Source organism: Ruegeria sp. HKCCSP346, assembly GCF_017872595.1.
GTDB lineage: Bacteria > Pseudomonadota > Alphaproteobacteria > Rhodobacterales > Rhodobacteraceae > Ruegeria.
Genome location: NZ_JAEDOT010000006.1, coordinates 122,760 through 135,986, shown reverse-complemented (window position 1 = coordinate 135,986; position 13,227 = coordinate 122,760). Strand labels below are relative to the sequence as shown.

At 57.8% G+C, this 13,227-nt stretch carries 10 protein-coding genes; 4 read left to right on the top strand and 6 right to left on the bottom strand.

Annotated features, from left to right (window positions below; all coding sequences use genetic code 11):
- Positions 1-6: 6 nt before the first annotated feature.
- The 6 genes from I9185_RS16045 to I9185_RS16020 form a co-directional block, all read right to left on the bottom strand.
- Positions 7-1,170 carry a serine hydrolase gene (locus I9185_RS16045; protein WP_210093548.1) on the bottom strand — a complete coding sequence of 388 codons (1,164 nt, stop codon included), beginning with the start codon at positions 1,168-1,170 and terminating at the stop codon, positions 7-9.
- A gap of 83 nt (positions 1,171-1,253) precedes the next feature.
- Entirely contained in the window at positions 1,254-1,934 is a 681-nt protein-coding gene (gene pth / locus I9185_RS16040) for an aminoacyl-tRNA hydrolase (protein WP_210093547.1), read from the bottom strand.
- A gap of 141 nt (positions 1,935-2,075) precedes the next feature.
- Complete coding sequence (locus I9185_RS16035; RefSeq protein ID WP_171636768.1) at positions 2,076-2,729, bottom strand: 50S ribosomal protein L25/general stress protein Ctc; 654 nt, start codon at positions 2,727-2,729, stop codon at positions 2,076-2,078.
- 250 nt (positions 2,730-2,979) lie between these two features.
- Positions 2,980-4,146 carry an alpha-hydroxy acid oxidase gene (locus I9185_RS16030; protein WP_171636770.1) on the bottom strand — a complete coding sequence of 389 codons (1,167 nt, stop codon included), beginning with the start codon at positions 4,144-4,146 and terminating at the stop codon, positions 2,980-2,982.
- Between the two features lie 144 nt (positions 4,147-4,290).
- Positions 4,291-5,082: a tryptophan synthase subunit alpha gene (trpA, locus tag I9185_RS16025; protein ID WP_209834901.1), complete on the bottom strand. Its 792-nt coding sequence runs from the start codon at positions 5,080-5,082 to the stop codon at positions 4,291-4,293.
- Positions 5,083-5,160: 78 nt separating this feature from the next.
- Complete coding sequence (locus I9185_RS16020) at positions 5,161-5,649, bottom strand: acyloxyacyl hydrolase (protein WP_171636774.1); 489 nt, start codon at positions 5,647-5,649, stop codon at positions 5,161-5,163.
- A 198-nt stretch (positions 5,650-5,847) separates the two neighbouring features.
- Between I9185_RS16020 and ychF the strand changes: the two genes are divergently transcribed.
- From ychF to fdhF, 4 genes are all read left to right on the top strand, one after another.
- Positions 5,848-6,945 (top strand): redox-regulated ATPase YchF, encoded by a 1,098-nt coding sequence (ychF, locus tag I9185_RS16015; RefSeq protein ID WP_171636776.1) that lies wholly within the window; start codon positions 5,848-5,850, stop codon positions 6,943-6,945.
- A 686-nt stretch (positions 6,946-7,631) separates the two neighbouring features.
- The gene (locus tag I9185_RS16005; protein WP_171636780.1) at positions 7,632-8,513 is read left to right on the top strand and encodes a LysR family transcriptional regulator; all 882 of its coding nucleotides are present in this window, start codon (positions 7,632-7,634) and stop codon (positions 8,511-8,513) included.
- A gap of 85 nt (positions 8,514-8,598) precedes the next feature.
- Positions 8,599-10,302, top strand: a complete 1,704-nt coding sequence (locus I9185_RS16000; RefSeq protein WP_210093546.1) for an NAD(P)H-dependent oxidoreductase subunit E — start codon at positions 8,599-8,601, stop codon at positions 10,300-10,302.
- 13 nt (positions 10,303-10,315) lie between these two features.
- Positions 10,316-13,099: a formate dehydrogenase subunit alpha gene (fdhF, locus tag I9185_RS15995; protein WP_210093545.1), complete on the top strand. Its 2,784-nt coding sequence runs from the start codon at positions 10,316-10,318 to the stop codon at positions 13,097-13,099.
- The last annotated feature ends 128 nt before the right edge of the window (positions 13,100-13,227 follow it).

Sequence of the window (13,227 nt, the reverse complement as noted above, 5' to 3'; positions counted from 1 at the left end):
CACACCTTACAGGCTTTCTGCGATCTTGCGGAACATTTCGATATTCTGGTCGTTTACGCCAGTGTCGCGAAATTTCCGATCAGCGCCGGTAGACACAATCAGAACGCCGCGAGGTTGGTTGAAATAGATGTATTGCCCATACACGCCCCGGGCCAGAAACTCTCCCTCATGGGCGCCGCGCGGGATCCACCACTGGTACCCATATCCAATCTTCCCCTGAGCGGTCGGGGCGCTGGGTTGAGTTGCCTCGAAAATCCAGTCGGAGGGCACCACTTGCCGGCCGTTCAATGACCCATCTTGCAGGATCATTTGCCCGAACCGTGCAAAGTCACGTGTCGTGAAGTTCAATCCGCCCAAAACGAAGGCGACACCAGCGCCGTCAGTGACATAATACCCGTCCCGCTCAAGGCCCAGGGGCTGAAGGATTTTTTCCGTCAATAGATCCGCGACACTGCGACCGGTCGCCCCGCGTATCACCATGCCCAATACATGCGTGTCTATGGAAACATATTGCCAGGTTTCACCGGGGGGCGCGAAACTGTCCTGCAATGAGGCCGCGAAATCGTCCAGTTCACCGCCCAGGGCAATCACACGGCCCATCCTGTTGATGTCAGATTTCGGGTCCAGATAATCTTCGTCAAACGTGACGCCGCTGGCCATGTTCAGAACGTTCCGAATTGTCGCCCTGTCATATGCGCTGCCTGCAAGTTTGGGGGCGTATTTGACGACGGGATCATCCAATGAATCGATTGCGCCCTCTTGCAGGAGAATGCCGAAAAGCGCCGACAGATAACTTTTTGCCACTGACCACGAAATCCGGCGATCATCGGGACCGGTGCCCAGATAGTATTCCTCGAACCGGATCTTGCCGTTCTGCATGATAAGCAAAGAAGTGACCGAGCGTTCATTGATCCAAGTGTCGGTGCCTTCCGGAAGATCGAAACCTTCGCCGTAGGGTAGTTCCCATGTTGGGGCGTTTCCACGCGGCAGATCCACGGTCAGAAAGGCTTCATCCATATGCGAAAAGTTGTGAACGATCTTGTCCTCGGAAAACAGAGAGTTCACCGCCATCAGGCGCTGTAACTCTTCGCGTTTCCAAAGCCCAACGGCAGCGGCGGCCAAAGCCAGCGCCAGCACAATGCGCAGAACCCACTTCAGTATGGACCGCATCGCATAGCCTCCCTTGTTTGCGTGTATTGGAACGTGGACATCCCGCTTTCGCAACGCCGACGTAACGGAAAGAGGGCGGGGCGCTATTTGAACTTGTCCAACAGTTTCTGCATGGCCGACCGTTCGTCGGCTGGTGGCTTCGGAGGTGCCTTAGATGCGGTTTCAGCTTTCGGAGCCGCCGTCTTGGACGACCGGGGCGGAGCAGTACGCAGGGCCACCGCGTTCATAAATTTTCCACCATCATCTCGCGCCAGATGGGGCGCGCCGTCCGAAACACCCCGCAGAACGTCGTCCAGCCAGTCACTCTCGGATTTCGCAAAGTCGCTCAGGACATAAGCCGAGACCATTTCCTTGCGGCCCGGATGTCCGATCCCAAGCCGGACACGGTCATAGGCTGCGCCTATATGGTCGTGGATCGAACGCAGACCATTATGCCCAGCGTGTCCGCCGCCCGCCTTTACCCGCACTTTGCCCGGGGCGAGGTCCAGCTCGTCATGGAACACGACAACATCTGTGGACTCGAGTTTGTAGAAACGCATCGCTTCACCCACGGATTGACCGGACCGGTTCATGAAGGTCTGTGGTTTCAGCAAAAGGATTTTTTCAGACCCTAACCGCCCTTCCGAGATTTCGCCCTGAAATTTGGATTTCCATGGGCCAAACCCATGATCTTTCGCAATCCGCTCCACAGCCATGAACCCGATATTGTGCCGGTTTCGGGCGTATTTCTGCCCCGGGTTTCCCAATCCGACAAAGAGTTTCATGACCAAGCTCCGCCTCTGTAGCCTCGAGGCTATGTGATGCCCGGAATTGCCATGGAAATCCAGCCGGCGCCGCGCGTCATAACCACAAAAAAACGGGGTTCGTCAGAACCCCGTTTCAAAATCCAGATGTTTGATCCGGATTTATTCTTCTTCTTTGCCGACGACTTCGACTTCGTCGACTGCAACTTCTGCTTCTTCACCTTCTTCGTCGTCACTTGTCGACAGACCGGTCGGTGCCGAGACGTTTGCGATCACGAAGTCGCGGTCGATGGTCGGCTTGGTGCCTTCGGGCAGTTCAACCGACGAAATGGTGACGACGTCGTTGATGTTCATTCCGGCCACATCAACGGTGATCTTCTCAGGAATGTCACCTGCGGTGCACAACAGCTCGACTTCCGGGCGGACAACGGTCAGCACGCCGCCCTTCTTGATGCCGGGGGCTTCATCTTCGTTGATAAACTCAACCGGAATGTACAGTGCGATCTTGGTGGTCCGGCGCAGGCGCATCAAGTCCAGGTGGGTCGGCAGGTCTTTGACGACATCACGCTGAACGTCGCGGCAGATGACGCGAACGTCTTCATGGCCTTCGACTTTCAGGTTCCACAGGGTCGACTTGAAGCGACCGGCCTTCAGGCGCTTGAACAGTTCGTTGAACGGAATCTGAATCGGCAGCGGATCTTTGTCGCCGCCAAACACTACGCCCGGAACCATGCCTTCGCGGCGCGTTTTGCGAGCGGCGCCCTTGCCTGTCCCCGTCCGTTCCAGAGCTACGAGATCAGGAATCTCTCCAGCCATGATAATTCTCCAATGTTAGGGCGGGTATCCTCCAAGGCTGTATACCCGCGTGAAGCCGCGTCCTTATCTCGATTCATCCGGTTTGGAAAGGGGGGAAATCACAGCTTGTCGTTCTCTATGGCCCAACCGCGCGCTTCGGAGTGTTCTTCGTCAAATGAGTGAAGGGTCCGCTGCTTCATCTGGCCACAAATATCCCGGGGGAGACGCCCGGAACGGGCGGCGGGGGCAGAGCCCCAAATCTGCCGCGGTCTCAGGCTTGCCAGCGACCACCAAAATCTTCTGGTACCAGAAGATTGTGCGCCCCCAGCGCGCTAACGGTTTTTTCACCGCACAGCGCCATTGTTGTATCAAGTTCCTTCTGAATCACTTCCAGCGCGGTGGTGACGCCTTTCTGGCCCATGGCGCCCAGCCCATAAATAAATGCGCGGCCGATATACGTCCCCCTGGCCCCCAGTGCCAATGCCTTAAGCACGTCCTGACCCGAGCGGATACCACTGTCCAGATGCACTTCGACATCGTTGCCGACAGCGTCCATGATCTCGGGCAATACCCGAATCGAGCTGAGGGCACCATCCAGCTGACGCCCACCATGGTTCGACACGACTATGGCATCCGCTCCCAGCTTGGCAGCCATTTTGGCATCTTCCGCGTCGAGTATCCCTTTCAGGATCACTTTTCCGCCCCACTTTTCCATCAGTTTTTCGACTTTGCTCCAGTCGAGGGTGGGGTCGAACTGTTCAGCGGTCCAGGCCCCCAGTGAAGACGCGTCCGAGATACCTTGCACATGTCCCACTATATTGCCGAACTCGCGCCGTTTGGCACCCAGCATTTCAATGCCCCAGGCCCATTTGGTCATCAGGTTCGCTATGGTCTTTGCGGTCAGCTTGGGTGGTGCGGACAGGCCGTTCTTCAGGTCTTTGTGCCGTTGGCCCAGAATCTGCAGATCCAACGTAATCACCAGCGCCGAACACTTGGCGTCCTTGGCCCGCTGGATCAGACGGCTGACATAGTCATCGTCCTTCATCGTGTAGAGCTGAAACCAGAACGGCTTGTCGGTGTGCTCGGCCACGTCTTCGATCGAGTTGATCGACATTGTGGAAAGGGTAAAGGGCACACCAAAATCCTCGGCGGCTTTGGCGGCCTTCATCTCTCCGTCCGCATGCTGCATCCCCGTCAACCCGACCGGGGCCAACGCGACCGGCATTGACACCTTCTGGCCGATCATTTCCGAGGCCGTCGAACGCCCGGACATATCAACGGCAACCCGCTGACGCAGGCGGATCTTTTCAAAATCGGAACTGTTTTCGCGGAAAGTCTGTTCCGTCCAGCTGCCGCTTTCAGCGTAATCGTAGAACATCCGCGGCACGCGACGCTCGTAAATGCGCCTGAGGTTTTCGATATTGGTTATCACAGGCATGACTCAGACCTCCGAACTTACTGGTTCGTTTTCCTTACCAATGCATGTCAACGCCTGCAATGATCTGGCCCGGCGTCGGGCAGTCAAAAAAGCCTGCCCCAGAACAGTCTGCGGCAGGCTTTTCAGTCTGTGTTATCTGCGGGATCAGGCGCTATGAGCGCCATCCGACAGGGACTTTACAAAATCCAGCACTTCATTGACCGGTTTGCCTGCACCGATCTGGCTGACGATCGCCGATCCGACTACGGCACCATCTGCCACGGACGCGATATTGCGGGATTTCTCGGGCGTATTGATGCCAAAGCCCACGATCACCGGCAGCTCGGTTGCGGCCTGGATACGGGCAACCTCGGGGGCCACATCCGTTGCCTGCGCCTCGGCCGCGCCGGTGATGCCAGTGATTGAGACGTAATACACGAAGCCCGAGGTGTTTTGCAAAACGCGCGGCAGGCGCTGGTCATCCGTGGTAGGTGTTGCAAGACGAATGAAGTTCAGGCCGGCCGCCTGCGCAGGCAGGCAAAGCTCTTCGTCTTCCTCGGGCGGCAGATCGACAACGATCAGCCCGTCAATACCGGCATCTTTGGCATCGGCCAGAAAAGCCTCTACACCCCGGCTGTAAATCGGGTTGTAGTACCCCATCAGGACAATTGGCGTTGTGTCATCTGTTTCCCTGAACGCGCGCGCCAGATCCAATGTGCGCTGCAACGTCATCCCGCCGTCCAACGCGCGTTGACCCGCTGCCTGAATTGTGGGGCCATCCGCCATCGGATCAGTGAAGGGCAAACCAAGTTCGATGATGTCCACACCCGCGCCGGGCAGGCCTTTGACCACGTCGAGCGAGGTGTCATAGTCCGGGTCCCCTGCCATCACGTAGGCAACAAAAGCCTTCTTTCCTTCGGCTTTCAGGGCGGCAAACTTAGCGTCGATACGGGTCATCGGATGTCCTTGCAATCGGGTTTGGACCCGTGTGCAGAAACTTTGACCGAAAATCAATCCCGCCAACGCAGGAATAGCTCAGAAGCCCAGATGGTACCGCAGCAGAACCGCGTTTACACCAGGGTTCTCATCGTTGGTGCTGGCGTTCGACTTGTGCGTGATCGCAACTGACATTCTGTTGCCGTTGTTCAGGTTATATCCAAGACCCAAAAGGCTGCGGATCTGAAAGTCTCCGCCCAGGTCGTTCTGGTCGTTGCTGGCATTGAAGTATCCCGGCATGACACTGCCTTCGACGAACCAGCGCTCACCCAGAGAATACAGCCCGACCAGCCCAACACCGATATGCGTATCCCCGTCTTCGTTCACAGAAAACGCAGCACCCCAGCCAGCACTGAACCGAGTTGCCTGGTGAAAAGGAGTGTGATGGTACTCGAGAGCAATCAGTGCCTGATCTTCGGACGTCGCCTCGGAAAAATCTGAATACCCGGCACCAAGAACAACCGTCTGAGCATGGGCTGTAGCAAATGTAGAGACCGTCAGTACGGCTGCAAGAAGTAGTTTTTCCATTATATTCTGCCATTTAATTTGATCGCGCTATGTTAATTGTTCATCCTACCCTTCGGTTTTCAGGGCCGACAAGAACACGATTTGAGAACAATTTCGTGATGTGGCCGAAGGGACTCAAACAAAGTGGCCCGGCAATCACTTGCGCATTGATGCGGACCTGCATAGAAGCTGCGTTCGTATTCTATGCAGGAGGCCGTTATGGGCTTTAAGATGGGAATCGTGGGTCTGCCGAACGTGGGCAAGTCGACCCTGTTCAATGCGTTGACCAAAACCGCTGCCGCGCAAGCCGCGAATTTCCCGTTCTGCACGATTGAGCCCAATGTCGGCGATGTGGCCGTGCCGGATGAGCGGCTCGACAAGTTGGCCGCAATCGCATCGTCAAAACAGATCATCCCGACGCGCATGACATTCGTTGATATCGCCGGACTGGTGAAGGGGGCCTCGAAAGGAGAGGGGCTCGGGAACCAGTTTCTGGCAAATATTCGCGAGGTCGATGCCATCGCCCATGTCTTGCGCTGTTTCGAAGATGGCGACGTGACCCATGTAGAAGGCCGCATCGACCCCGTGGCCGATGCTGACACCATCGAGACTGAGCTGATGCTCGCCGATCTGGAAAGCATCGAAAAGCGCCGCGCCAATCTGGTGCGCAAGCTGAAAGGCAATGACAAAGAGGCCCAACAGCAGGACCGCCTGCTTGCCGAAGCGCAAAAGATGCTGGAAGGCGGCAAACCTGCACGGTTGGTCGAGGTTTCGGACGAGGACGCCAAGGCCTGGAAGATGTTGCAACTGCTGACCACCAAGCCAGTTCTTTATGTTTGCAACGTGTCCGAGGAAGAAGCCGCTGAAGGCAACGAATACTCGGCGAAAGTTGCCGAGATGGCTGCCGCCCAGGGCAACTCTCACGTCATTATCAGCGCCAAGATCGAAGAAGAGATCAGCCTGCTTGAAGCGGACGAGGCACAGATGTTCCTTGAGGAAATGGGTCTGGAAGAGCCCGGTCTCGACCGTCTGATCCGTGCAGGTTACGACCTGCTGAAACTGGAAACCTATTTTACGGTCGGCCCGAAAGAAGCTCGCGCCTGGACCATCCGCACCGGCACCGCTGCACCGCAGGCGGCTGGTGTCATTCATGGTGATTTCGAAAAGGGATTCATCCGCGCCGAGACCATCGCCTATGAAGACTTTGTCGCCTGCAACGGCGAGCAAGGGGCAAAAGAGGCAGGCAAGATGCGGGCAGAGGGGAAAAGCTATGTCGTCAAGGATGGCGACGTGATGCACTTTTTGTTCAACACCTGAAATTGCGCCACAATCCGCAATCGTATTGGCGTATCGAGGCCCGCCAACTCAAATCGGGAAATGAACTGTCCTGTGCTTTTAAGTCTGTCCGACGACTGAGGTTGCATCCCAAGATTGCGCAGACTCTTGATAGATTGATTTTTCCGGGTTGTATTTTCGCGGATCATCTAGCGATGATGCGTGAACATAGATACGATCATCCATAAGACTGCTGCGCCTTGTAAGTTGCGCTCCACAGTTCGGGCAGAAGCCGCTGAACGTTGGGTTGCCCGACCCGCCCAGCATTTCGTACGTTTTGCAAGCACTACTTATTTCAAAAGAGTCACGGACCAAAGGCATCATCTCTGAATGCCCGGAACCTGTGAGGTGCTGGCAGTCGCGACAGTGACAGCGAAACATTGGTACATCAAGTCGGGTGCCTGCATAGCGAACCAGGCCACATTTGCACCCACCAGTTATTCGTTCCGTCATCCTGAAACCTCCGCCTCTGGAAGCTAAGGTAATTTCCGGGTTTTGTCAGCTTTGTTTCGCTTGGGTGAAGACGTCATACGATTAACTGTTCCTGCATGGTAAATGCCTTGAGTTCGGGAATCACAAGTCGCAGCCCGCGCAATTTAAGCGCTCTTTTCTCTGCCGTCGAATATCCGATACTCTGACGAACGACCTGCCAACAGGAATGCCCTGAGATGATCGAAATTCGCGACCTGCAATTGCTCAGTGCCTTGGCACGGCATCGGCATTTTGCCAAGGCGGCAGAGGAATGCGGGATATCTCAACCCGCGTTCTCGATGCGTATCCGTAACCTCGAAGACCGATTGGGCGTCTCTATCGTCCGCCGCGCCAACCGGTTTCAGGGTCTGACCGAAGAGGGCGAGATGATCGTCCAGCGGGCGCGTCGCATTCTCGATGACACCAAAGCACTGGAACAGCAGGTGCTGGCCACCAAGGGCGAGATCACCGGTACGCTGATCCTTGGCGTGATTCCGACGGCCATCGCCTTTACCGGGCGCCTCACCAAACGCTTTCGGCAAGCGCATCCGCGCATCGTTACGCGCATCGAAACCATGTCTGCCACCGCCATTCAACACCGGCTGGACGAAGGAAGCCTGGACGCCGGGATAACATATGGCGACAGCATCGGGACCGATCTGCGACAGGTGCAACCTTTGTACGAGGAAACCTATGTTCTGCTGGTTCCGTCACACATGACGGACGAAAACGGCCCCTTGCCTTGGGCGCGCGTGGCTGAATTTCCGCTGAGCCTGCTCGAGCCGCAGATGCAAAACCGGCGTATTCTGGATCGTATCTTTGCCGAACAGGGGCTGCACCCGGACGTGGTTGCCGAAACCAGCGGATTTACCGCGTCGATGGTGATGGCACGCGAGGGGCTGGCTGCCACGGTTGTGCCACGTGTCCTTATTCGGGCATTGGGCGAGTTGCAGGGGACAAAGGTGCTGCCGCTGGTCGATCCGATTGTCAGCAAACCGATCTGTCTGGCCACCCTGAGCCGAGATCCTGAACTGCCAACGGTGCAGGCACTGCGCGCTGTGGTGACGTCTTTACGGTGATAAGATGTCGTTATCGTGCGATTGCAAAAAGCGATTTGACGATATGCTAGCCTGATGAGACACGGGGCCTGAATCGGAGGGCATTATGGCACCATTAGACACCAAGCCATCAGGCGCACCCAAGGGCGTCTGGAAGTCAGGTAAAGGCAAGGGGCGGCACACGCCCAAAGGCCGACAGTTTACGGATGAAGCACAGGCCGAAATTGCGCGCCTGCTGGGCGACCGCCCACGCCGCCGCGACCTGTTGATCGAGTATTTGCATCTGATTCAGGACACGCACGGCCATATCAGCGCCGACCATATTGCCGCGCTGGCCGTCGAGATGCGGATCGGGCAGGCCGAGATTTACGAGACCGCGACCTTCTATGCCCATTTCGACGTGGTGAAAGAAGGTGAAACACAGCCCCCCGCGCTGACCATTCGTGTCTGTGATTCCCTGTCCTGCGAAATGGCTGGTGCGCAGCAGTTGAAAAAAGCGTTGGAGGATGGGCTGGACCCGTCCGAAGTGCGCGTTCTGCGCGCTCCCTGCATGGGGCGCTGCGACACGGCACCGGTGCTCGAGATTGGTCACAACCATATCGACCACGCGACCCCTGAAAAAGTGCAGGCCGCTATTGCTGCCGATGACACCCATGCTCATCTACCCGATTACGAAACCTTCGCGGCCTACGAGGCCAATGACGGCTATACCAAGCTGAAAGAGCTGCGCGAGGGCGGCGACTGGGAAGCGGTTCAGGAACAGGTTCTGGCCTCGGGCCTGCGCGGTTTGGGTGGCGCAGGTTTCCCGTCGGGCAAGAAATGGGGCTTTGTCCGCATGAATGACGGCCCGCGTTACCTGGCCGTGAACGGGGACGAGGGCGAACCCGGCACGTTCAAGGACCGCTATTACCTGGAACGCACCCCGCATGTCTTCCTTGAAGGCATGTTGATCGCCGCCTGGGCGGTCGAGGCCGAGACCTGCTTTATCTACATGCGTGACGAATACCCGGCGGTTCTGGAAATTCTGCGCCGCGAGATCGCCGCGCTGGAAGATGCCGGAATTGTTGAGCCTGGCTATATCGACCTGCGCCGTGGTGCAGGCGCCTATATCTGCGGTGAAGAATCCGCGATGATCGAGTCGATCGAGGGCAAGAAGGGCCTGCCGCGTCACCGCCCGCCTTTCGTGGCACAGGTCGGCGTATTCGGCCGGCCGACGCTGGTGCACAATGTCGAGACGCTCTACTGGGTATCCAAGATTTGCCGGGAAGGCCCGGAAATCCTCAATTCTGTTGAAAAGAATGGTCGCAAGGGGCTTCGCAGTTATTCGGTCTCGGGCCGGGTGGCGAAACCCGGCGTCTACCTGCTGCCGGCAGGGTCGACCATTCTTGACGTGATTGATGCAGCCGGAGGCATGGCCGAAGGTCATGTGTTCAAGGCGTATCAACCGGGCGGGCCGTCGTCAGGTCTTCTCCCCTCCAGCATCGACGACGTCCCGCTCGATTTTGACACTCTACAGCCGCTGGGCACGTTTATCGGGTCTGCTGCGGTTGTGGTTCTGTCCGATCAGGACACCGCACGCGATGCGGCGCTGAACATGCTGCGGTTCTTCGAGGACGAAAGCTGTGGCCAATGCACCCCCTGCCGGGCGGGCTGCGAAAAGGCGGTGAAGCTGATGCAGGCCGACACGTGGGACACTGATCTGCTGGAAGATCTGTGCCAGGTGATGGGCGATGCCTCGATCTGCGGCCTGGGGCAGGCGGCCCCGAACCCGATCCGCCTGGTCATGAAACATTTCGCCAATGAGATCTGAGGGAGACAGAGCCATGCTTGATGCAAGCCCAAACAAAACCGTCACCTTCAACCTGAACGGCGATGACGTCACCGTGCCCGAAGGCACCACCATCTGGGAAGCGGCCAATGGCCGTGGGCTGGTGATACCGCATCTGTGTCACAAACCGGCGCCGGGTTACAAACCCGATGGCAACTGCCGCGCCTGTATGGTCGAGGTGGAAGGCGAGCGCACGCTGGTCGCCTCGTGCATCCGCCCGGCTGCTGACGGGATGGTGGTCAAGACCGACAGTGACCGCGCCGAGAAATCGCGCGCCATGGTCATGGAACTGTTGGTGGCCGACCAGCCCGAGGTGGCGCATGACAAATCGAGCCACTTCTGGGACATGGCCAAGCTGAACGATGTCAGCGACAGCCGTTTCCCGGCGAAAGAGCCCGAGAAGATTCCGCTGCTGGATGACAGCCATGTGGCAATGCGGGTCAATCTGGATGCCTGCATCAACTGCAACCTCTGTGTCCGCGCCTGTCGCGACGTGCAGGTGAATGACGTGATCGGCATGGCTGGTCGCGGGCACACCGCTCAGGTGGTGTTCGACCAGAACGACCCGATGGGCGATTCAACCTGTGTCGCTTGTGGTGAATGTGTTCAGGCCTGCCCGACCGGCGCCCTGATGCCTGCAACCGTGCTGGACGACCAACAGCAGGGCGACAGCAAAGATTACGACTCTGAGACCGAAAGCGTCTGCCCGTTCTGCGGGGTGGGCTGCAAGGTTTCGCTGAAGGTCAAGGACGGCAAGGTCAAGTATGTCGAGGGTATCAACGGCCCGGCAAACGAAGGCCGTCTGTGCGTCAAGGGCCGGTTCGGGTTCGACTATATCCACCACCCGCATCGTCTGACCAAGCCGTTGATCCGGCGCGAGGACGCGCCCGAGAAGGGGCTGAACGTCGATCCCGGCAACCTGTCGACCCATTTCCGCGAAGCATCATGGGAAGAGGCGATGGATCTGGCCGCAACCAGGCTGAAAGCCCTGCGCGACGAAGACCCGCGCAGCGTTGCGGGCTTTGGTTCAGCCAAATGCACCAACGAAGAGGCCTATCTGTTCCAGAAGTTCATCCGTCAGGGTTTCAAGCACAACAATGTCGACCACTGCACCCGTCTGTGCCACGCGTCGTCGGTCGCCGCTCTGATCGAGAATGTCGGCTCGGGTGCTGTGACCGCGACGTTCAATGAGGTCGAAAATTCGGACGTGGTTATCATCATCGGCGCCAACCCGATTGAAAACCATCCCGTCGCGGCGACCTATTTCAAACAGTTCGCCAAGCGCGGCGGCAAGTTGATCGTGATGGACCCGCGCGGCGTTGGTATGCGCAAGTTTGCCGACGAAATGCTGCAATTCCGGCCCGGTGCCGATGTCTCGATGCTGAACGCGATCATGAACGTGATCGTCGAAGAAGAGCTTTATGACAGCCAGTACATCCACCGCTGGACCGAGAACTGGGAGGCCGAGAAAGAGCACCTGCGCCAGTTCACGCCCGAGGCGATGGCACCGATCTGCGGCATCGAACCGGATCAGCTGCGCCGCGTTGCGCGCACCTTTGCGCAGGCCAAGGCCGGTCTGATCTTCTGGGGCATGGGCGTCAGCCAGCATATCCACGGCACCGACAATTCGCGCTGCCTGATCAGCCTTGCCCTGATGACGGGCAATGTGGGCAAGCCGGGCGCGGGTCTGCACCCGCTGCGGGGGCAGAACAACGTGCAGGGCGCGTCGGACGCAGGTCTGATCCCGATGTTCCTGCCGGACTACAAGACTGTTACCGATGACAGCATTCGCGCGCAGTTCACCAGTGTCTGGAACTCGGACGACTTCTCGAACGAGAAGGGTTTGACCGTCACCGAGATCATTGACCAAGCCTATGCAGGCAACATCAAGGGCATGTACATTCAGGGTGAAAACCCGGCCATGTCCGATCCGGATGTCGGCCACGCACGTGAGGCGCTGGCCAAGCTGGACCTGATGATCGTGCAGGACATCTTCCTGACCGAAACCGCGAACTATGCGGACATCATCCTGCCGGCCTCGGCGCTGTATGAAAAGAACGGCACGGTGTCGAACACCAACCGTCAGGTTCAGCGTGTCCGTCCGGCCGTGGCACCCCCGGGTGAGGCACGCGAGGATTGGAAGATCACAGTCGAACTGGCACAACGGATCGGTCTGAACTGGGATTATACCGATGTGTCTGAGGTCTTTGCCGAGATGAAACTGACCATGGAGTCGCTGGACAATATCACCTGGGAACGGCTGGAAACCGAGACGATCACTTATCCTTCGCTCAGCGAAACCGATCCCGGCCAGTCAATCGTGTTCGGTGATGGTTTCCCCCGCGCGGGCGGCAAAGCAAGGTTCACACCGGCCAGCGTCATCCCGCCCGATGAGGCGCCCGATGACGAATACCCGATGATTGCCACCACCGGCCGTCAGCTGGAACATTGGCATACCGGTTCAATGACCCGCCGGGCAACGGTTCTTGACGCGGTCGAGCCCGAGGCCAACTGCTCGATGAACCCGCGCACTCTGAAGCTGATGGGAATTGATCCGGGCGAAATGATCCGCCTGACCACGCGTCGCGGTTCGATTGAAATCATGGTGCGCGCCGACCGGGCCATTGCCGAAGACATGGTGTTCATCCCGTTTGCCTATGTCGAAGCGGCGGCGAACATCCTGACGAACTCGGCCATCGACCCCTACGGCAAGATCCCCGAGTTCAAGTTCTCGGCCATTCGTGTCGAAAAGATCGAGGATGCGATGGCAGCGGAGTAAGATCGCGGCCAGACTGAACAAGGGCGGCCTCTGGAAGGGGCCGCTTTTTTCTTTGCCGCGCCGTCGTTCAAACGATTGCCTCATCTGACTTGCCCCGGCAATTCGTCGCGTTTTCATTTGGTCGCGGC

Bases quoted from the DNA above. Each gene is read 5' to 3' on its own strand.
- I9185_RS16045 (WP_210093548.1), bottom strand. From the start codon at position 1,170: ATGCGGTCCATACTGAAGTGGGTTCTGCGCATTGTGCTGGCGCTGGCT.
- pth (WP_210093547.1), bottom strand. From the start codon at position 1,934: ATGAAACTCTTTGTCGGATTGGGAAACCCGGGGCAGAAATACGCCCGA.
- I9185_RS16035 (WP_171636768.1), bottom strand. From the start codon at position 2,729: ATGGCTGGAGAGATTCCTGATCTCGTAGCTCTGGAACGGACGGGGACA.
- I9185_RS16030 (WP_171636770.1), bottom strand. From the start codon at position 4,146: ATGCCTGTGATAACCAATATCGAAAACCTCAGGCGCATTTACGAGCGT.
- trpA (WP_209834901.1), bottom strand. From the start codon at position 5,082: ATGACCCGTATCGACGCTAAGTTTGCCGCCCTGAAAGCCGAAGGAAAG.
- I9185_RS16020 (WP_171636774.1), bottom strand. From the start codon at position 5,649: ATGGAAAAACTACTTCTTGCAGCCGTACTGACGGTCTCTACATTTGCT.
- ychF (WP_171636776.1), top strand. From the start codon at position 5,848: ATGGGCTTTAAGATGGGAATCGTGGGTCTGCCGAACGTGGGCAAGTCG.
- I9185_RS16005 (WP_171636780.1), top strand. From the start codon at position 7,632: ATGATCGAAATTCGCGACCTGCAATTGCTCAGTGCCTTGGCACGGCAT.
- I9185_RS16000 (WP_210093546.1), top strand. From the start codon at position 8,599: ATGGCACCATTAGACACCAAGCCATCAGGCGCACCCAAGGGCGTCTGG.
- fdhF (WP_210093545.1), top strand. From the start codon at position 10,316: ATGCTTGATGCAAGCCCAAACAAAACCGTCACCTTCAACCTGAACGGC.